The following is a 21014-nucleotide window of genomic DNA, read 5'->3' on the forward strand; positions in this document are numbered from 1 at the left end:
ATTCGATGCAGAACGGCTTAATCGCTATAATTTTCTGCAAGGAGACGAAGGATCATAGCTGTCACCTTTACCTTCGATTGAAACATTTGCAAAGGAGAACTCCAGATTGTTCATGCTGTCCCACGGTCCAGAAATATAGATTGCTTTTTTAACTTGAGTTAAATTGCTTTGAGGAATGATTGATGCAACAGGAATCTGGCAGCGGTACCACTCATCATCGCTTGGCACTATTACGTTATCCACGGTAAAGAACAGGCCGAAATCTTCAGTCACTCCATCCATGCGAATCTGAAGGCCATTCGTTTCTCCGTAGCTTTTTACTTTCAAATCGAGACTAACAAGATCGTCTTGGTAAACAGAGAAATCCATATCAGAATCGTCATTTCCGAGGAATACACCGCCATTCTCTGAAGATGAGACATTCACAACTTGGTTTTCCTCTGTCACGACAAAACCGAAACTATTTAATGGGTAAGCAGACGAATAATCTTGAGCCTGGCTAATATCACCTGAGTAATATAGTGCAGCGTCTCCACTATTAAGAGCCGGAGCATTGTTCACACCAAGCTCCACATCATTATTACTGTCACCATCGCTATCACTGTTACTATCAGAAGTCGAAGCACAGCTATCAGCGTCCACGACGGTTTCTTGATCTGTAGTTAATCGATAAGTGACATCGGTAACTTCGAAGTCAAATGACTCTTTGACATCCAGATGGAAAGGGGTACCCACTTGTGTAAAATCGACCGCAGTAGCGCCATCGAAAGGTTTCAAACATGTCACTGGAACGCTAAGCGTTTCCCATTCTCCGCTTCCTATTAGCGGATTACTCAACTCGAGGCTGCTTCTGTTTGGCCACTCATTATCAATCGAAACCACCATTGATTCAGGTGCATCACTTTTCGCGCGAACTTTAAACTCTAGATAACCAGTCTGATAACCGCTTAGATCCGTTGCTGCTTCGGACTTAAGCATGAATAAGTGACTTCCAGTACCTGTAACTTGGATATCTGCGGTATCACTTTCACCATTATTATTGATTAGCACAGCATTGATATCTGCCAAGCTAGCTTGGGTCTCGCTGACTTCAACGACCTTCCATCCATCGTTCTCAGACTGAATCCACGGAGATATGCCAGCCATTGCATCTACGCCAAATAGTTTGAGATCATCACCGCCCGAAACATCTGCTTGATTATCGTCATTATCAGAATGACATCCAGAAATAGCCATAGCCATCGGTATTAATGGTAAAAGGATAAATTTTTTACTTATTTTTTTCATGATAACTCTACACTCTCGTTAATTGGTACATATAAACCTTTAATAAATTACTCATAAGGAGAAAATCTAACTGTTCGATATTTTGCATAAACGGGATAGCCGTTATAATAACTAGGTGGAAACTGAGGATTAGCACTTATCCAATTATTAATAAATATTTGCATATAACCTGAGACTGTTTTATTGGCTCTTCGTACTTGAACCCACTGATTATGATATCGACTGAAAACTTCCCATGTCACACCATATTCGTCGATTGTGAATGCATATTTCTCCATGCTCCAAATAGACATCCCATATTGACCTAAGTCGATATCTACAGGAGATTGACGACCTTCTATCCATACATTCGTGTGTAATAAATTCGTTCCTCCCATCAGTTCAATATCAACTTCATAATGGCTGTCAGTTCCGGATTCTCCCGCATAAGTAAAAAATGAACTGATAGTTCCGGGTACAGCCCCCGCTTGCATTTCTACTTCATAACGCCCACGACGAACGTATTGGTAAGTCCTAATTTCAGAGCAACTTTTACCATAAGGCTCTGATTTTGCGTGCATAATCAATAAATCAGCTTCACGCCAAACATTTTGTGATTGCCATGTACAATCGAACTCGCTTCCACCATTTCTCCAACCATCTGAGACAAGCCAGTTCATTCCGCTCCAATCCAAAGCAAAACTGTAAGAAACACATAAAGTATTGAGTAGCAATGCATAACTACAGCGTCGTAGAATTGTGTTCATTTTTAACCTCTTAACTAGGGTTATATATACCTGACGTATACATTCTTAGATTTCGAGAACAAAGTATGAACAGCAAAATCTCTTTGTTTCCCCCACTTATTTTACGATTAGACTCTAGATGTATTTGTTAAAATTTGTCCATATCCATCTTTAAAAATAAAGTTTTAATTAATTAGTAAAAATTAAAAAAAAGGAATCAATCACACTTCCATAGCCTTCATGAAATCATTTCTTGAAATTGAGAATGGATTTTAAAAGAAAAATGGGATAAAAATATTAAATAGTAACCGCCTTCACAATTTAAAAAATACCACTTGCATTATTAAGTAACATATCGTTTTATCAAAGTTCCCCCATTTATAAAAATACATATTCAAACCTCCACTTTCGGTGGGGTTAATTACGATTATAAAAGAGACCTATCAATATCATCTTTTAAAGTTCACGAGGTTAAAATGAATAAGAAACAGCTAAGTATCGTAGCTATTTTTAGTTGTGGCTTTATTGGAATTAGTGGTTGTGCTGTAGAGCCATCGACGTCCAGTAATACCAGCAAATATAAAGAAGAACTCATTACCAATGGCAGTTTTTCACAAAGCACTGATGGATGGTGGGCTGCAGGCGCAGAACTACAATCTACCGACGAGATGGGTTGTATTACCTTTACTCAGAAGGGTAAGAATCCATGGGATGTTATTCTTGGACAATCGGGACTGGCCTTAAAACAAGGCCAAGACTACCATCTACAATTTAGTGCGCTAGCAAAACAGTCAATAAACGTAAAAGCACTCGTCCAGCATAATGGAGCGCCATACACCAACCATTTTGTTCAGGATATTGCTCTCAATCAGGATCTTAAACCATTTCAATTTTCGTTTAAGCCAGCTGGTGATGACGATAACGTTCAATTCCAGTTTCAAATGGGAACCGAATCACCAACAACCGTCTGTGTTAAAGATGTTTCTTTAACCGGGCCAAAATATGTTAAGGAGAGCAACCTAGCTCGCGTAAGAGTTAACCAAGTTGGCTACTTTATCCATGGGCCTAAACATGCCACGGTCGTCACTAAAGAGACATCACCTGTGAGTTGGAAGTTATTAGGTTCTGACCAACGAGTTATCGCCGAAGGTGAAACGATTCCATTCGGCTTGAATAAAGCTTCTGGTGAACATGTCCAGTTGATCGATTTTAGCAGTGTGCAAAAGCCGGCAAAGCAAGCCACGTTAGAAGTGGACGGACATCAAAGCCATCCATTTGTTATTGATAATGCCATTTATAGAAAAATGAAGTACGACGCTCTTTCTTTCTTCTATCAACAACGCAGTGGCATTGATATTGTGCCTGAATACGTGCAACGAGCCGATCTCGCTCGACCTGCAGGACATTTGCCTGAAGTTGTTACGTGTTTTAATAAAACCGATGCAAAAGGAAACCAATGGCCAGGTTGTGATCTTAACTTAGATGTCACTGGCGGCTGGTATGACGCGGGAGATCATGGCAAGTACGTGGTTAATGGCGGCATTTCGGCATGGACTCTCGCCAACTACTACGAAAGAGAAAAGCAGGCAAATCGTACCAACGCCTTTGCAGATGGAAAAGTAAAGATCCCAGAAAATAACAACAACTTCAACGATCTTCTTGATGAAAGTCGTTGGATGATGGACTTTATGATGGCAATGCAAGTGCCTGAAAATAGCAAAATCTGGGTTCCCGTGGGTGATCAATCCGAGAAATTAGATCAATTGAAACTCACGCAGATTGATGCCGATGGCATGGCTTTTCATAAAGTCGCTGATGACGCTTGGACGGGAATGCCTTTACCTCCTCACAAAGATCCACGTGAGCGATTCTTAAGCTACCCGACCACCGCCGCTACACTTAACTTAGCCGCTACAGCCGCTCAATGTGCAAGGATTTGGCAAGACCTCGATCCAAGCTATGCGAAGCGTTGCCTAACTTCTGCAGAAAAAGCCTGGAAGGCAGCCAATCAACACAAAAATGTGTATGCATACGACAACTTTGTCGGCTCCGGCCCATATGATGATACTCAACTAGATGATGAGTTTTACTGGGCCGCTGCGGAACTGTTTGTCACGACAGGGAAAGAAGAATACAAAAAAGCGGTTCAATCTTCACCTTACTATTTAGCAACTCCTAAAGGAGACCTTAATGCGACTGGCGATCTGTACTGGCAAGGAGTGAGCGCAGCAGGAACCTTGTCTCTTGCTATCGTTCCTAATAAATTACCAGCTAGCGAAATAGAGAAAGCACGTGCGAATATTATCAAAACTGCGGACGCTTATTACCAGTCGATAGAAAAAGAAGGTTATCTCATTCCTTACAACACCGAAGAGTACCCATGGGGTTCAAATTCCAACTTAATGAACCGCAGTATCTTCCTAGGTATTGCTTATGATTTCACAAATAATCGTAAGTATGTAGAAGCTATTATTGATGCGATGGACTATGTCCTTGGCCGTAACGCGTTAGATCAGTCTTATGTTTCGGGCTATGGAAGTCGCCCGCTTCTGAATCCTCATCACCGTTTTTGGGCTCATGCCGCCGACAGTGAATCTCCAGTAGTCGCTCCTGGTGTCATGTCTGGAGGTCCTAACTCTATTAACTTCAGTGATCCTGTCGCAGCGTCAATGAAAGGCAAGTGTATTGGACAAACTTGTTGGAAAGATGATATCGGGGCGTGGACACTCAATGAAATAACCATCAACTGGAATGCGCCATTTTTCTGGGCGACGAGTTTCTTAGATGAAACCGTTCAATAACTGAGTAGCATAACGTAACAAAGCCGAAAAAGTATTTTCGGCTTTTTACTCGCGCTCTTATCGATATAGAGACTTAGTTGAATCTCTCGCTTTTAAACAAATAGGTGGAAGCCTAACCGTTTCGACTTCTCCACACAGCAGCTTTAATACACATCGAGCACTGATCGCACCGATTTCATCAAGTGGTTGACGTAATGTTGAAAGAGAAGGCGTGAAATAAGGCGACATCGGTAGGTCATCAAAACCAATAACGGACACATCTTCCGGAACTTTGAACCCATGCTTATGTAATGCTTTGATTGCACCAAAGGCGGTAAGATCATTAGCGGCAAATATGGCGGAAAAATACACGCCAGACTGAATAAGCTCTACCGTTTTATCGTAGCCAGTTTTGATACCAAAATCGCCCTCCAAGACCAACTTTTCCTTATAAGCAACGCCTGCCTCCGAGAGTGCTTTTTTATAACCAAGAAAACGGGAAGTCGCATCTTGATGATTTGCCAAGCCTTTTATATGTGCGATATTAACGTGCCCAAGCTGTATTAAGTGCAAGGTGGCTAGATACCCACCGAGCGTGTTATCAAGTGCGATCGACTGAATATTATCTCCCTCAATATCATAGCCAACCGCAACCACGGGTATTTTCTCAGCACACTTAACAATAAGCGACTTATCAACATTGCCAGAAATGATGATGATCGCATCCACATCGCTTTTGAGAAGATAGTCAAGAGAATGAGAAACCAACCTCTGCTGCCAACTATTCACTGACATCAATATTGAATACCCATGTTCATCAAGCACCTTTTCTATATCTATCAGAATAGAACTGGTGTAAGGACTGTCCGGATTCTGAACCAGTACGCCAATCGTCAGCGAACGGGTTTTGACCAGTTTATCAACATCGACTTGAGGCCTATACCCCAATAAACGGATGGCATCTTCTATTTTTTCCGCTTTATCATTAGAGACATAGGACGATCTATTAAAGTATCGAGAAACCGTACTGGGAGATACGTTAGCAAGCTTCGCAACTTCGTAAGCGGTAGGCGCCTTGGTTTTATTTGTTTTATCCATATGAAGACTTAATGCTTTAGATCCAATCTAGAGTAACCGTTCTAACACATGTTTTCAGATTAGTGAAGGTAAAGGTTTGGTAAAAATCAACCTCTTATACTTTTGCAAATAACAATAGAGATAACAAAATAATACTTCTTGGTAGGTTATATCCACACGTGTAACCAATAGCAACTAGAGAGGATGACACTGCCTAGTTGCTAGCGCAAATCTGCACGCGCACGATCTGTTTTCTGTTTTAAGTGTGATGTAAGAATGGGTATTCCAGCCCGATCTGCCGACGAATTTCATCCATGGTTTTCATCGTATTTATAGTGTCTTGCCAGCTCATGACATCACTCTGAAGTTTACCTTGAGCAATGCAACTCATTACCTCTTCAATTTGATATTCAAAACCTGTTGCTCTAAACGGTCGCTCCACCACTTCCTCTTTTTCGCCGGCAACACATAATACCGCCTTCGAACCTGCCCAAAACATGGATTCGATTTTTATGTAGCCATTGCTACCGTAAATCGTGAAACTATTGTCCAATGTGGTGTTCAAGCTAACCGTGAACTGGCTACCAATACCATCATAATCAAGAATTACACTGGTACGTTCATCGACATTTGTCTCACCAATCATGCCATTCGCCACTATCACACTTGGCTCACGTTGCAGCACAAACTGTGACATGGTGAGGTTATAAATTCCCATATCGAGCAGTGCTCCACCTGCTAAGTCATTGTTTAATAGTCGATCATTCTCATCACGTGGTACGTTAAAACCAAAAGATGAACTCAATAGGAGTAAGTCACCAATATGTTTTTCACCCAGCCAGTTTGACACCTGCTGCCAAATTGGCAAAAAGCGTGTCCAAACAGCTTCCATCAAGAAGACCTGACGTTTTTCAGCGAGTTCTACTAACTCCCGTGCTTGAGCTTCATCTACACAAAGTGGCTTTTCACACAAAACCGGCTTCCCCGCCAAAAGACATGCTTTTACCCATTCAAAATGAAAGCGATGAGGGTTAGCAATGTAAATCGCATCAACAAGTGCATCATCGATTAAGGCATGGTAGTCATTGTAAACATGCTGACATTCGTATTCTTGCGCAAAAGAGTTGGCTCGCTCTAGGTTTGAGCTTGCTACGGCATACAAGTTTGCATTAGGGACTACATCTAACGCTTTAGCAAAAGTGTGAGCTATTCTACCTGGGGCGATAATACCCCAATTGAATTTTTTTTCAGTCATAAACATTCCTTATTATTTCAATTAGAAAATAGCAAATAATCGAACGTTTTCCTAGCTCTAACTCCTCACAATTGTCAACTTCAATAAATTAAATTTAGATAATAAAAACCACTTACAACTTATAGTTAAAATATTCACCCAAACCTCTCATATTTAATTAAGAAATTTGAAATAGACAGTTTAGAAACATAAAATAATTTTCAGTATTTAAATTAATAAGGATGGTTATGAAAAAAATCATATCAATCGCAACTATCGCACTTATAGGGAGTGCACTAAGTGGTTGCCAATCACAATCAGCATCTAATCAAGGACAATCACATACAGATATTAATCAAGATACATTAATAAAAACAGGAAAACTCAATAAAACCAAAACACCTCTTTATGGCGCGGAAATTTACAGTCATAATAAAATTAAGTTCGGCAAGTTTGTTATGCGTATGAAGATGGTATCAAGCCCTGGTGTTATCTCTTCGTTTTTCACTTACGATAACGAGTCATGGCAGGGCGGTATCCCTTGGAGAGAGATTGATATCGAAGTGGTTGGGAAACAACCAGATCAACTACAAACTAACCTAATTACGGGAAATAGTACAAAACGCATACATTCAGAGACTATTCACAACATACAAAATTTGGACCAGTTCCACGAGTTCACGTTAATCTGGACACCAGATGAAATAACGTGGAAAGTCGATGGAAAGGTGATCCATACTGAAACTGCGGCAACATCAAAACAAGTTATTGATATGCGAGATTCACCTCAAAGTTACCGTATGAATTTATGGATATCTGAAGCTATTGAATGGGCTGGTTTATTCAATACTAAAAACTTACCATTATATCAATATGTCGACTGGATTGAATATCATAGCTTTAATAATGGCGACTTTAACTTAGAATGGCGAGATGATTTTAATAGCTTTAATGAAAAGCGTTGGGGAAAAGGCGATTGGAGTTTTGATGGAAACCTAGTGACATTTTCACAAGACAACATAGCAATTAGGAATGGCATGTTAGTGCTTGGATTAACGAACAACCAAACAGGTATAAATTAATAAATATAACACTTTTAAAAACAACATATACCCAAGTTCCGTTATGTTACTTGGGTATTTTTATATCAAATAAATTAGTTATTTAATCATTATTACTTGTTGTAATAAAAGGCCACCTCACTTTTTCGTTCAAGATAAAAAATGTAAAGTGACCTATTAACGTCGTAACCGGGCTTGTTAATTCAATTGACCTTCATCTAAGGCAGTTGCTACCCAAACCAATGGAGCATTCCAGTTAATTGTAATTTCATTAAACGACCAAGCATTGATGTTATCACGATAGCACGTTTGTCCAACGCATACGCCCTTCAACGTAGCGGCAACTGGATCACTGTAACTTACAGAGTTTGGACCACCAACCAATGCCCCAGGCGCAGGTTCAGGTGAATTCTCATCCGCAGCATGCGCCCAAAAACGATGATGTGGATTCTTAGCAGCATTGGGACCATAACCTGTAACATAGGATAGGTTCATTGGGTTTGCACCTAGTAGATAATCCATCGCGTTGGCCGCGGCTTTGACATACATAAGATCACCAGTGAAATCGTACGCGTAAATTAGCAGCATAGATCGGTTTACAAAACTTGAGTTTGATCCCCACGGATATTCTTCTACCGTGTAAGGAATATGGTAACCCTCGTTCTTAATCTGATTTACAAAGTTGTCCGCCGTTTCTATCAAGTTGTTTCTTGCAATCTTAACTTGCTCCTCACCTAGGCCGTTCGGGACTATCGCTAAGCTTACGGTTCCTAAAGGTGCCGTATAACCCCAAAACATTTCGCCAGTTGCCTCAATATCCCCTTTTGGTGTTTCAAGGTAATGAGAAGAACTTTTCAGAGCATCAGCGTACTTGCTATCTCCTGTCGTAATATAAAGCTCACTAGCTGCCCAGTAAAACTCATCAGAAAGTTCAGAATCATCATAAGGACCAGAACCCGTAAAGTTATCGTATGCGAAAATGTTAGGGCTTCTGCTCGCTGACTTCCAAGCCTCTTCCGCTGCATTCAGACAGGTTTTCGAGAACTCTGGATCAATATCTTTCCAAATTCGCGCACATTGAGCACCTATCGCTGACAAGTTTAACGTAGCAGCGGTAGTAGGATAGCCCACATATCGCTTCTGTGTATCTAGGTGAGGAGGTAATGGCATCCCAGTCCAAGCTTCGTCAGCAACTTTATGGAAAGCCATGCCTTTAGCGTTAATCTTTGTCAATTTCAGTGTCTTACCTTTCGACTGATCACCAATTGGCACCGCGACTGGGCTGTTTGTGTTGATCTGCATAGCCAACATGAACTCGATATTCCAACGAGCTTCTGATAGCAAAGGATTAACACCGTTTCCCGCTTCAGGAATTTTCACTTTCCCATCAGCAAAAGGGATTGGCACATTTTCTAGCCATTTACCTCTTTCATACAAATTGAGCAGCGTCCAAGTCGAAATACCGCTGTTAACTGTATATTTGCCATGATCACCCGCATCATACCAACCACCGGTGACATCAACAGAAAAGTCACAACCTGGCCATTGATTACCCCAACTGTCCACTTTATCAAAACAAGTGACCACATCACTCATATGGCCGCCTGGGCGTGCTAAATCTTCACGTTGGACAAGGGATTTATCAATATCTATGCCGCTGCGGTTTTGGTAGAAATAAGAAAGTGCATCGTATTTTAACTGGCTGTAGATACCTTTACTGATACTAAATGGGAAGCTCTGATCGTCGCCCACTTTCACTTTCAGGCCACTCATGTCCGTTTTGTAGTTTGATAGATCAATTTGATGAATAAATTCACCGGATGCTTTATTCAAACCAAACACTTCCGTTTTGCCTAAATCGATATTGATATCGCTACTGTTGGTTAAAACCCACTTTAAAGGTTCTTTTGATTCATTGGCGACAAAGACGATTTTATCCGCTTTGGGAAGATAGCCTAATTGATTCGCACGAACCGAGCTTATCTTCAGCTCCTCAACATACCGTTTACCGATAATCGAAACATTGCTAACGCATATGGTCCCAGTTTTTTGCGCCCCCATTTGGAATTGGAACTCAGTTTTACCGTCACTTTCAACATCATGAGTGAAGTTAAATTGATAGTGCTTTTTGTTGGTTGATACTTTTGTCTCATCGATAAAGTAGTGCGTGTACGGCGGTCCTTCATGTTGGATCAATGATTTCATCTGAGTATCAACTGTTGAGTAAGCATCAAATGAAACTTGATAGTCTTCATTATTGGCTAAACCAATACCACCCTGCCCCAAAATCACATTCCATGAATTTTCACCTGGGTTTCTGATCTCAACGCAAGCTTCACCATTATTGACTTGTACATCAGCACCGGCATTCCACCAACCATCCATACTTCCATCAAAGTTACCATTAATAACTTGCTCACTTGCATAAACGGACCCCGATGAAAGTATCAGTGCTGCAATCAGTGAGAGGTTCATTTTGTTCATACTTATTCCTAGACATTGCGAATACAGCACCATGAAATTAAGTTATTTTTGTTCGCATTAAGTTGATGTATGCACACAAAAAAAAGACGTAATAAATGGCAATTCTCACCTTCGTGACACTGGTAACATTTGATGACAAGCCAATGAATCCGTTTCAGGAAAGTCCTATCGATAAATCGATTTTGTTGATTGCCGCACGACGAGATCAATCGGAGGCAATCTCGCTTCGTTATTTTCTCTTGCCAATAAGTTCAACATTGATCTTGCACATAAGGTTCCGATTTCTTCTATCGGTTGACGTAATGTCGTCAGTGCTGGAGTGAAATAGCGGGATACAGGTAAGTCATCAAACCCAACAACGGATACATCCTCTGGTACACGCAAACCTCGGTCAGTCAACGCTTTAATCGCACCATATGCAGTCTGATCATTGGCAGCAAATATAGCCGAAAAGTGTATTTTAGATTCGATTAATTCAATTGTTTTTTGATACCCTGATTCAGCACTGAAATCACCTTGCATAATCAGCTTAGGGTTCGGCTTGATACTCGCCTCTAACAGAGCCTTTTTATACCCTTGAAAGCGTGCTTTAGAATCCGGTTGGTTGTCTAAACCTTTAATATGCGCGATATTCATATGACCAAGCTGCAACAAATGCAACGTTGCCATATAGCCGCCAAGGCTGTTATCCAAACGTAATGAACGAATGTTTTCTCCCTCGATATTGTATCCGACTGCAACAACAGGGAGCGATTTCGCCGTTTTTAAAATCAGCTCCTCACTCAAACTCCCCGTAACCACGATCAAACCATCGACAGCGCACTTCAGCAAATATTCAAGTGCATTCACCTCTAATTTATTTTGCCAATGTCCCGTCGCTAAAACCAAAGAATAGCCCTGCGCCATCAGAACTCTTTCCATGTCATTGAGAATGCTGCTGGTATAAGGGCTGTCTGGATGCTGAACTAAAACGCCAATGGTCATCGAGCGACGATTTTTATCCTGTTGCATCTGAAAGTTAGGTTTGTAACCGAGAGAAGTGATGGCATGCTCTATCTTATGGCTTTTGTCTTCTGAGACATAAGTAGTTCGGTTTAGGAAACGTGAAACAGTACTAGGTGATACTCCTGCTAAGTTTGCTACATCGTATAAAGTGGGAACTTTATTCTTTTTCCTGACCATAACCTGATTCTGCCTTTTATGAATAGATTTACAACTATGAATAAATTTATTAAGCAATGAATATAACGTGGGATTGAGTGAATTGTCATTATCAATCCCACGTTTGTGGCGTTTACATCAACCCTAAGTGCTATCGGTAGAGATAGGCATAGATCATCCCAGGTCGGAAATACCGTCCTGCGGTATACTTAAGGCCAGTACTCAATAACCACGTGTGAAGTTCGCAATAGTCTATGCTTGCTGGCAACGCTGTTAAACTTAACTTAAATGCTTCTGGGCTTGGATTAAGGTCGGGATTAACTCGACCATCATTAAACAAGTGACCAAGGTCTTTGAGTTGGTTGATTAAGTTGCTTGCCACCTCTCGCGTTAAACCAAAACGTTGTGCTAAATCATCGTGACTCACGGTCACCGAGCAGTTAAAACCTTCCGGTGCGGCAAAAGGAATTTTCGCCATTTCATACAGTGCCTTATACACTGCGTCCATCAGAGTTTCTGCTTGTTTCTGCTTACCAGCAAGGCGTAACGCAGTTGCAACGCTAAACTGAACGCCAATCCAAACATCCTGAGCCTGAAACGCCTCATGAGGACGACCATCGGCCAGAGTCATATTCGCAACACCCAATTTAGGACTATTGGCAACATAATTAGTCCGGTAGATGAAATCTAACGTACGTTCAATACGCGAAGAATCAAATAAACCAGGTAACCCGACCAGTTTTAAATAACTATCCGCGAGTAACGCATCACCGAAACTGTTATCTGAGTCCGCTTCCAACTCAGCAAATTCAGCATGAAATGCCTGCGGTGCTATTTCCAGCAATGCTTGCTTTTTGGCCATACGCTGTTCACGCTTACTGCACCCCACATTGAGTTCATAAGCATCCAAATACGCGTTCACCTTACTTGCATCTTGTATTGCATCGCCTGTCAAGGTTAAACCGAGCTTTTCAAGTGGTTCAAAGCCAGTCCCAGTTAAATGCTTGGCTTGTATTGGGGTGACAAAGAAATGGTAATATCCTTCTTCTTCATCCCAGAGTCCACGCTCTAATATATCAAGTGCAACCTCAGCGCGGCGCGAATAGTCACAGGACAATTCGACGTCACCAAGTAGCACAGCAAGCTCACTCGCTGCGCGCAGCCCTGCTATCCATAAGCTGCCGCAATAGATCGAAATACCATGAGACGCAAGGTTGTCAAAAGTATCATCAGTACCACGAGTTAACGGCAATGCGTCTCCAGGTTCAATCAGTTTGGTGAGATAATCGATACTTTCCTTAACGGATTCCCAACAGCTTTCTACAACATCACGATCACCGGTTTTTTGCCAATGACGAAAAACCATCAATATGAATTTTGGCGCTAGATCTTTCCACTCTTTGACGTTATGCCAACTGTAAGCGTCAGGCTGAATATCGTAAGGACTTCCCAAATCGTGAATCACTGCACCTCGCACAGCTCTTACCCCTTGGTACTTCTCGTCTATCAGCTCAGCAAACGGCTTATCTTCGTACTCCCAGAAACGTCGAAGCTTGTCATCACTGCTTAAGATGGCATTAGCGAAATGTTTCATGACACAACCATCAAGTTCTGGTAGCAAGTAAAGCAAAGAAAACGAGCCATAGAAATAGACATCTAATGAGTTAAAAAATGGATAATCAACACACTCTTTAACCAACAGTACATTGTCTTTATCCCATACGGTAGATTCCGCCAAAAAGGACAAACTATTCATTGCCATGGTTGAGTAACGCAGTGCACTGTCTTGATCAACAAAGTTGCTTTCTGCCGTCTCGAGGAACTCTCGTTGCTGATCAACAATGTTCTGCTCGATCTCATTCAGTCTCGGTAATGTCTGATTAAGGATAGTTTTCGCTCGCGACTCTGCAGGGAAGTAGCGGGTATACGCTTTTTCACTCTCCCAACCATCTAACATGATCTTGCTGTGGTCCATCACTTGTGCAAACCTAAGCGCGATTGTCTCACCCGGCTTTAGCATCACCTGAACACAAACCAAGGCGCTTAACGCCTCTCTGCCGCTATAAATGCCATGATCAAAATGTTGATTGGTTCGGCCGGTTTTTAATGCTTTCTCAACTTGTGGATCGGTTTTACTGCTGTATACCTGAGGCTTAATCGTAACCGTCACTTGATCCAATGCCACATCATCAGATTGAGTATGCACACCATATAAAATCTCACCAGAGATGTCGCCGTCGTATGGTGAGTTTGATGTCATACTCACGCCTTGGAACTCATACGCCTCCCCTGAGATAGATATAAGCTGATGCTGCTGTTTAATCGCATTCTGCACCAAATAACTGCAAGAATCTTGAACGCCATCTCGCGCTTTTTTATAGGTTGAGCCAATCAAATTACGCAATGGTTGCACCAAGGTAACCAGTTGAGTTTGCTCGCCTTCATTGCTCACTTCAAAGTGGTTCCAGTGAATCGGCAAACTGCAAAGTGTTTGGTCATTTTTAACGATTGGAGACACAACCTGACGAGTTAAAACAATAGACTCAAGTCCTTGATACTCATATTCTGCAATCGGATAAAGGGCACGATAATCGATGTTATTCGCGTCGATTGATTCCACACTCGACACTTGGTTTGCCGTAAGTGACAAAGCTCGCGTGGAGCTATTCACCAATAAACCATTAAAGAAATCGATAACCACCAGCAATTGCGTTTCAATGCTAGTTGCATCTTTCGCTATTGATTGCTGAGTTTTAGCAGACAACTCAATGTGCCAGCGTTCGAAGTTAGTTTTATTATTTAAATAGAACAGACCTGTTTTTAAACAATCCTTTATTCCATTTAAAATGTCATTTTTATTATCACACTGTGAAATATCGAATGAAAAGTCGGCTGGATAATATCTCAAAAAGTTTAACAACTCATCGACATTTAGAATTTCTAAATTTTCAAGTGAATGCTCATCCATAACCGAAAAATAAAAGTCATTAAAGTGAATGTCTTCATGTTCACAATCAACAAATATTCCCGGAATAAAACTAAAGTTTGGCGTGTTGCCTTGTGGAGTTAAGGTAAAGGTGGAGCCTATGCCACCAATAGCCATCCCCGTATTTTCTGGGGTTGTAGAGATCGGGACATACCACGGTTGAATAAATTCTACCGCGTTTCCTTTACTACATAATTCCCCAGCCTGACCTGAATACGATGCATATGGAATTTTATTTATCATAATTTTAAATCCGACATTGAATAATTAAACTATTCCTTTACTATCTAATAAAAAGGAGACTATTTATGTTTAAGTTAATTAAAAATAATTTTGGAGAATTCAACTCCACAACCTTGATAAATTCTGAACTAGGCATCCAAGTCGATATTATTCAAGACTTCGGTGCCATTATTAATCAATATCGAGTAAACCACAGTCCATTTTCATTTATCACTGGGTACAAAGACAGTGAAGAATTAATTCAATCTCATCCTTTCTTTTCCCGTAGTGCGAAGTTATTCCCCTTTCCAAATCGTTTAAATGCAGGTCGCTACAACTACAAGCAACGTGAGTATAAACTGGCTGCCAATTTTCCTTGGTCAGAGCATGCTGTACACGGGTTGCTCTATAACCAACCGTTCGAACTCGTAGCACATGAAGCCAATAGCGAGTACGCAGAAGCCATATTTCGTTTCGAAACAAGCAAGTTAGCCGATGGTTACCCATTCGCATTTCGCCTCGATATACGTTACCGCATTAACTACCAAGGAGTGTTGAGTTGCAATACAACGATAACCAACTTAGGAACCGAACACTTTCCGTTTGGAGATGCTTGGCACCCTTACTTTTCTCTCGGTTGCGAACTCGAACAATGCCAACTGTCCATGTCACCTCATACTGAGCTGACACACCAACACGATTTACCCACTGGTGAATGCGTATCGAGCAATCTATTCTCTAATCCTACATTGCTAACAGGCTTAACGCTCAATCATTGTTATCAATTTAGCGATCCTTGCGAACAAACGGTGATGTTGCTACGTGAAGATAAAAACGCGTCTTTACATTTCCAACAGAACCAAGGTTACTCGTTCGTGCAGCTTTATACTCCCCCGTCAGAATCTAGTATTGCTATTGAACCGATGACCTGTCCTGCTGATGCATTTAATAACCATATAGGGTTACTAGAACTGGCACCTGGAGAAAGCAATCAATTTAGTTGGCAATGCCAAGCTCACTATGGCTAATTTAACGAAATGGGGGAGCGCAACACTCCCCTTTAAACTTTAACCTAAACGAACTTCAACCTTATGTTCTCCTTCAGGCAAGACTGGCACTTTATTACCGTCTAGGATTTCACCATTAACACGTAACTCCACGACACCTTTGCTCACTTTCTCTGGGTTCGTCACATGGATATTGTACGTAGCCCCGCGGAACACACGTTTAACACGGAACTCTTCCCATTCCGATGGAATACAAGGATCAACAATCAAACCATCAACATCAGGACGTACGCCTAAAATCCATTGTGTACCAGCAACATATGTCCATGAAGATGTTCCCGATAACCAGGCATTTCGGCCAAGGCCAAATTGAGGATGCTCGTCACCAAGAATATTTTGTGGATAGCAGTACGGTTCAGATTCAAAGATATCAATAGCGTCATTCTTCGATGCTGGATTGATCTGGCGGTAGTACTCGTAAGCACGGTCACCATTACCCATCTTCGCTTCCGCGATCATCACCCAAGGATTAGAGTGTAAGAAAATACCGCCGTTTTCTTTCGCGCCTGGTGGGTAGGTAGAGACCCCACCTAGATTCGGATTAAAGCCATTGTAGCCTGGGGTAGATAACTTAATGCCATTTGCCGTATTCAGTTTAGTGTAGACAGAGTCTAGTGCCTGCGTCGCACGCTCTTCCTCTGCAAACCCTGCAATCACAGGCCAGCTTTGACCGTTGGTATAGATTTGGCCTTGCTCGTTGATGTGTGAGCCAACAGGGTATCCTTGCTCATCAAAGTAACGAATAAACCAGTTACCGTCCCAACCGCATCCGTTCACCACTGCTTTCATCTGCTCGTATTGAGCTTGATAACGCTCTGCCAGGTCACTTTCACCGCGCAAGCGACACAGATCAAGCATGTCAAGCAACGCTTTGCCGTACATGCTAGCAACCATGAGAGATTCTGCACCCGTTGGCAAATTCACCGTGTCATTCCAGTCCGCGAAGCCAAGTAATGGCAATCCGTGTTGGCCTGTGTTGCCTCGAGTGAACTCAATAGAACGACATAAGTGTTCCCACACGCTCGCCGACTCGACAGGTTGGCCTTGTGCATCTTTCTGATAAAACGGAATAACCTTATTTAGGAACTCAGCATTACCGGTTTCTTTAACGTATTGCGTAACCGCGTATACAATCCAAAGATGATCATCGCCGTAATAATCGGGACGGTCTTCTTCTTCACGCGAATCACCGGCGTTTGCTTCCATCGTTGATGGGAAGAACTGATGCATCGCTGAACCATCGATGTTTTGCACCGAAAGTAAGCGTTCGATAAACTCGCGTGCTTCTTCTGGCATATGTGTAATGACGCCAAGTGTGTCTTGAGAAGAGTCGCGGAAACCAATGCCTCGTGCTCCGTAACCAAGTTGGTACAACGACAAGTAACGCGACCAGTTTTTCGTCGTGTGACATTGGCGTGGGTTATGAATGTTTAGCATGGAGTTCATGGCTGGATCGGGTGTTTCTACCTGTACTGCCGCAAGGTAGTTATCCCAGTGATTAGCAAGCGCATCCAACGCTTTGTCCACTTCTTGATGGTCTCGGTACTTCTCAAGCATAGGCTCAGCCTGCTCGAGACTTGGCATTTGCGTTAACTGTACAACTGTACGCTCCATTTGCTTAGGTTCAATCCAGCCTAAACGTAGATTCAACGCACCAATATTGTCTCCACGCAAACATTCACTGTTTCCTAGTTCATCGGTGAATAGTTTTTCAGGAGCGGCCCAACTGCCATAACCCAAGTTGCCAAGGAACTTCTGACGGTCACCATCAAAAGAGGTCGCAGGGCGATCCGCCGTCATTAGGTTTACTGCATAGTCACGCTTCATAAAAGCGTATTGCTCTAAAACGGTGTGGCCTGATGCTTGTTGATGCGCCTTAAGCGTCATGGTTTGTGGTACCCAGTCTGCATTAACTAATTGTTTTAACGCATCAAAGTGAGTGAATTCAAAGACAGGAACAACATCAACGTGTAGCGCTTCATCGCTGATGTTTGTGATTTTGATATCTTCAAGTAATACTGGCGCATCTTTAGGCACAAACAAAGTGGCTTCACAACGGACGCCGTACCCTTCAGCAATAATTGTGGTGTAAGAAAGTCCCGTATGGTTTTCAAACTTTTCTAACGGTTTTAGCGTAGGAGTATAAAAAGGTGAAAATACCTCAACGTTGCCTTCGCGGTTGGTCACTTTTAGGTAAACCGTCGATCCTTTAAAATCAGAATTAGGCAACTGGGCAATGTACTTCGTGATACGGTTGAGTGCTGGGTCACCTTTACACAACACAACGCCACCGTTACTGTCAACTAAACCACCGAACTCCAGTGTACCAACATAGTTACACCATTTTATTGGCGTGCAAGGCGTGGTGGTGATGTATTCTTTATTATTATCGTCAAAATATCCGAATTTCATAACACTATCCTTAGTCCCCAGTGGACTGGGGACCAATTATTAATTTGTTCTTAGAGATTGGGTATGGAAATTAGTGAGCCAGTGATTTTTCACTTAATGCGTCAAACAAGTGAACAGAATCTAAATCAATGTAGAGCGTGATCTCTTGGGTATCGACTTCTGCGGCTTGCGTCTCGACCGTTAACAACTGACCACCAATCTCAGTTCTCAATAAAATGCTTGCTCCAAGCAGTTCTTTATCTTTGATTTTAGCGCGAACTGGCAATACACGGTCGTGCTCTACTTGCTCGGCACGCAAATGAATATCGGTAGGACGAATACCAAAATGCAACGCTAAGTTCTTTGATGCATGGGCTTTAAAGCGTTCAGGTAATGGGATATTCACATCTCCTAGAGCAATAAAAAATTCGTCTTGTTCATTCACCAATTTCGCATCTAACATGTTCATTGATGGGTTACCGATAAACTGAGCAACAAACTTATTGGCTGGACGTTTAAACACTTCTGTTGGCGTACCAACCTGAGCGACATAACCGTCTTTTAGAATCACAATACGGTCCGCGAGTGTCATGGCTTCGATTTGGTCGTGCGTTACGTAGATAGTGGTTGTCTTAAGCTCGCCGTGTAACTGTTTGATTTCTTCACGCATCACACCACGCAGCTTGGCATCAAGGTTAGAAAGCGGTTCGTCAAATAGGAATACTTTGGGAGTACGCACCATCGCACGCCCCATTGCTACGCGCTGACGTTGACCACCGGAAAGCTCCTTCGGCTTACGATCCAGTAGCGGTTCTAGCTCAAGCATTTTTGCTGCTTTGCGTACTTCCACATCAATATCTGCTTTATTCATACCTTTTAACTTGAGCGCAAAAGCGATGTTTTCATAGACCGACATATGCGGGTAAAGAGCATAGCTTTGAAACACCATCGCCAAGTCACGGTCTTTAGCATCAATCTTGTTCATTAGCTTTTCATCGACAAAGATTTCACCAGAAGTGATGTCTTCAAGACCCGCTAACATACGCAGTGTTGTCGATTTTCCACAACCAGAAGGGCCAAGAAATACCACAAACTCACCGTCATTTACCGTGAAATCAAAGTGCTTAACTACATCGACGTTTCCAAAGGATTTTTTAATGTTACGGAATTCTACTTTTGCCATTACTTGTTCTCCTCAGCGCGCTCTAGCAGCATGTTGCGATACGCGATAGCACTCTGCTTCAATGTTCTTTTTTGAGTTTCATAATCAACATAGACGATTCCAAAACGCTGTTCGTAACCAAACGCCCACTCGAAGTTATCCATCAAACTCCAGGCGAAATAGCCATCAACACGAACACCTGCACGAATAGCACTGTCTACTGCTTCTAGGTGAGTTTGGAAGTAACGAACTCTCTGTTCGTCGTTTACCGCACCATCAACGATGGCGTCATTCCCAGCCGCACCATTCTCTGTGATGTATATAGGCGGGACGTTGTCATAACGTTGATCGATTCTTACCAAAAGATCTGTTAGACCTTGTGGGTAAATTTCCCATCCAATATGAGTGTATTCAGCCCCCTCTGGTTTGATCGTTTCAATCTCATTGTTGTCATTGAAACGAGCCACATTTCGGCTGTAATAGTTAATACCAATGTAATCAACCGGTGCAGACATGATTTCCAAGTCACCTTCAAGGATCATTGGCATATTCGCCTGCTGTTTTTCTACGACTACGCTTGGGTATTCACCTTTAAGTACTGGATCAATAAACCAATGGAATCCTTCCGCATCACAATAATCAGCAGCAGCTTGATCTTTTGCACTCTCTGGATAACTCGGTGCCGCGTTAAATACAACACCATGCTTAGATTCAGGTGCATTCTTACGAAGTATCGGCATTGCAAGGCCATGACCTAACATCAGATGATGAGAAGCTAAGAAGCCTTCTTTTTCCCCTTTAATGCCAGGTGCATGTTGGCCCCAACGGTAGCCCAAAAATGCCGAGACAAACGGTTCATTCAATGTGGTGTAAACATCAATTTTGTTACCAAAATGCGCACTTACAACTTCAGCATATTCAGCAAATTTATATGCCGTTTCACGGTTTAACCATCCACCACGGTCTTCGAGGTATTGTGGTAAGTCCCAATGGTACAAAGTTACATACACCTTCAGACCACGAGAATGGCACTCGTCAATTAACTGTTCATAAAATTTCAAGCCTTCTGGGTTAACCACACCGTCTTGAGGCAGAATTCTTGGCCAAGCAATTGACAGGCGGTATGCGTCTACGCCTAGGCCTGCAATCATTTCGATATCTTGTTGCCATAGATGGTAATGATCACAAGCAACATCGCCGTTATCGCCTTTGTCTACTTTTCCTGGAGTCTTACAAAACGTATCCCAAATAGAAGGGGTACGGCCCCCTTCATTCACACCACCTTCAATTTGGTAAGATGATGTAGCGACACCAAAAACGAAATCTTGGGTAAGAAGCGCCGAGTCTTTCGGCAATTGGTATTTATTTATAGTCATA

13 protein-coding genes are annotated in these 21014 nt (G+C 42.1%); 3 read left to right on the forward strand and 10 right to left on the reverse strand.

What is annotated here, in order from left to right; genetic code table 11:
• Nucleotides 1-24: 24 nt before the first annotated feature.
• Complete coding sequence (locus ONE56_RS18040; protein WP_423840652.1) at nt 25-1287, reverse strand: putative glycoside hydrolase; 1263 nt, start codon at nt 1285-1287, stop codon at nt 25-27.
• A 47-nt stretch (nt 1288-1334) separates the two neighbouring features.
• A complete protein-coding gene (locus tag ONE56_RS18045; RefSeq protein WP_423840653.1) occupies nt 1335-2033 on the reverse strand; it encodes a family 16 glycosylhydrolase in 699 nt (232 codons plus the stop codon).
• Between the two features lie 455 nt (nt 2034-2488).
• On the opposite strand from ONE56_RS18045, the gene ONE56_RS18050 reads away from it, so the two are divergent.
• Entirely contained in the window at nt 2489-4813 is a 2325-nt protein-coding gene (locus ONE56_RS18050) for a glycoside hydrolase family 9 protein (RefSeq protein ID WP_423840654.1), read from the forward strand.
• A 57-nt stretch (nt 4814-4870) separates the two neighbouring features.
• Here the strand turns inward: ONE56_RS18050 and ONE56_RS18055 are convergent, their stop codons facing one another.
• Nucleotides 4871-5890, reverse strand: coding sequence for a LacI family DNA-binding transcriptional regulator (locus ONE56_RS18055; protein WP_041153986.1), 1020 nt, complete (start codon nt 5888-5890; stop codon nt 4871-4873).
• Between the two features lie 238 nt (nt 5891-6128).
• Nucleotides 6129-7124, reverse strand: a complete 996-nt coding sequence (locus ONE56_RS18060; protein ID WP_423840655.1) for a Gfo/Idh/MocA family protein — start codon at nt 7122-7124, stop codon at nt 6129-6131.
• A gap of 227 nt (nt 7125-7351) precedes the next feature.
• Here ONE56_RS18060 and ONE56_RS18065 point away from each other — a divergent pair, with 227 nt between their 5' ends.
• On the forward strand, nt 7352-8185 hold the full coding sequence (locus tag ONE56_RS18065; RefSeq protein WP_041153988.1) for a family 16 glycosylhydrolase: 834 nt from the start codon (nt 7352-7354) through the stop codon (nt 8183-8185).
• 177 nt (nt 8186-8362) lie between these two features.
• On the opposite strand, the gene ONE56_RS18070 is transcribed toward ONE56_RS18065, so the two are convergent.
• The 3 genes from ONE56_RS18070 to ONE56_RS18080 form a co-directional block, all read right to left on the reverse strand.
• Nucleotides 8363-10648 carry a glycoside hydrolase family 9 protein gene (locus ONE56_RS18070; RefSeq protein ID WP_423840656.1) on the reverse strand — a complete coding sequence of 762 codons (2286 nt, stop codon included), beginning with the start codon at nt 10646-10648 and terminating at the stop codon, nt 8363-8365.
• Nucleotides 10649-10813: 165 nt separating this feature from the next.
• Entirely contained in the window at nt 10814-11830 is a 1017-nt protein-coding gene (locus tag ONE56_RS18075) for a LacI family DNA-binding transcriptional regulator (protein ID WP_423840657.1), read from the reverse strand.
• A 130-nt stretch (nt 11831-11960) separates the two neighbouring features.
• Nucleotides 11961-15038 (reverse strand): GH116 family glycosyl hydrolase, encoded by a 3078-nt coding sequence (locus ONE56_RS18080; protein ID WP_423840658.1) that lies wholly within the window; start codon nt 15036-15038, stop codon nt 11961-11963.
• A gap of 65 nt (nt 15039-15103) precedes the next feature.
• Here ONE56_RS18080 and ONE56_RS18085 point away from each other — a divergent pair, with 65 nt between their 5' ends.
• Nucleotides 15104-16045 (forward strand): aldose 1-epimerase, encoded by a 942-nt coding sequence (locus ONE56_RS18085; RefSeq protein ID WP_423840659.1) that lies wholly within the window; start codon nt 15104-15106, stop codon nt 16043-16045.
• A 39-nt stretch (nt 16046-16084) separates the two neighbouring features.
• Here the strand turns inward: ONE56_RS18085 and ONE56_RS18090 are convergent, their stop codons facing one another.
• From ONE56_RS18090 to ONE56_RS18100, 3 genes are all read right to left on the reverse strand, one after another.
• Complete coding sequence (locus tag ONE56_RS18090; protein ID WP_423840660.1) at nt 16085-18496, reverse strand: GH36-type glycosyl hydrolase domain-containing protein; 2412 nt, start codon at nt 18494-18496, stop codon at nt 16085-16087.
• A gap of 70 nt (nt 18497-18566) precedes the next feature.
• Nucleotides 18567-19658: an ABC transporter ATP-binding protein gene (locus ONE56_RS18095; RefSeq protein WP_423840661.1), complete on the reverse strand. Its 1092-nt coding sequence runs from the start codon at nt 19656-19658 to the stop codon at nt 18567-18569.
• Nucleotides 19658-21007: a GH1 family beta-glucosidase gene (locus tag ONE56_RS18100; protein WP_041154111.1), complete on the reverse strand. Its 1350-nt coding sequence runs from the start codon at nt 21005-21007 to the stop codon at nt 19658-19660. Before ONE56_RS18100 ends, ONE56_RS18095 begins: the two co-directional genes overlap by 1 nt.
• Nucleotides 21008-21014 lie beyond the last annotated feature (7 nt).

The sequence above is a fragment of the Vibrio mytili genome (genome assembly GCF_049563345.1).
Lineage (GTDB): Bacteria > Pseudomonadota > Gammaproteobacteria > Enterobacterales > Vibrionaceae > Vibrio > Vibrio mytili.

What these genes read in the sequence shown, in the direction of transcription:
- ONE56_RS18040 (WP_423840652.1), bottom strand. Translation starts at nt 1,287, where the DNA reads ATGAAAAAAATAAGTAAAAAATTTATCCTTTTACCATTAATACCGATG.
- ONE56_RS18045 (WP_423840653.1), bottom strand. Translation starts at nt 2,033, where the DNA reads ATGAACACAATTCTACGACGCTGTAGTTATGCATTGCTACTCAATACT.
- ONE56_RS18050 (WP_423840654.1), top strand. Translation starts at nt 2,489, where the DNA reads ATGAATAAGAAACAGCTAAGTATCGTAGCTATTTTTAGTTGTGGCTTT.
- ONE56_RS18055 (WP_041153986.1), bottom strand. Translation starts at nt 5,890, where the DNA reads ATGGATAAAACAAATAAAACCAAGGCGCCTACCGCTTACGAAGTTGCG.
- ONE56_RS18060 (WP_423840655.1), bottom strand. Translation starts at nt 7,124, where the DNA reads ATGACTGAAAAAAAATTCAATTGGGGTATTATCGCCCCAGGTAGAATA.
- ONE56_RS18065 (WP_041153988.1), top strand. Translation starts at nt 7,352, where the DNA reads ATGAAAAAAATCATATCAATCGCAACTATCGCACTTATAGGGAGTGCA.
- ONE56_RS18070 (WP_423840656.1), bottom strand. Translation starts at nt 10,648, where the DNA reads ATGAACAAAATGAACCTCTCACTGATTGCAGCACTGATACTTTCATCG.
- ONE56_RS18075 (WP_423840657.1), bottom strand. Translation starts at nt 11,830, where the DNA reads ATGGTCAGGAAAAAGAATAAAGTTCCCACTTTATACGATGTAGCAAAC.
- ONE56_RS18080 (WP_423840658.1), bottom strand. Translation starts at nt 15,038, where the DNA reads ATGATAAATAAAATTCCATATGCATCGTATTCAGGTCAGGCTGGGGAA.
- ONE56_RS18085 (WP_423840659.1), top strand. Translation starts at nt 15,104, where the DNA reads ATGTTTAAGTTAATTAAAAATAATTTTGGAGAATTCAACTCCACAACC.
- ONE56_RS18090 (WP_423840660.1), bottom strand. Translation starts at nt 18,496, where the DNA reads ATGAAATTCGGATATTTTGACGATAATAATAAAGAATACATCACCACC.
- ONE56_RS18095 (WP_423840661.1), bottom strand. Translation starts at nt 19,658, where the DNA reads ATGGCAAAAGTAGAATTCCGTAACATTAAAAAATCCTTTGGAAACGTC.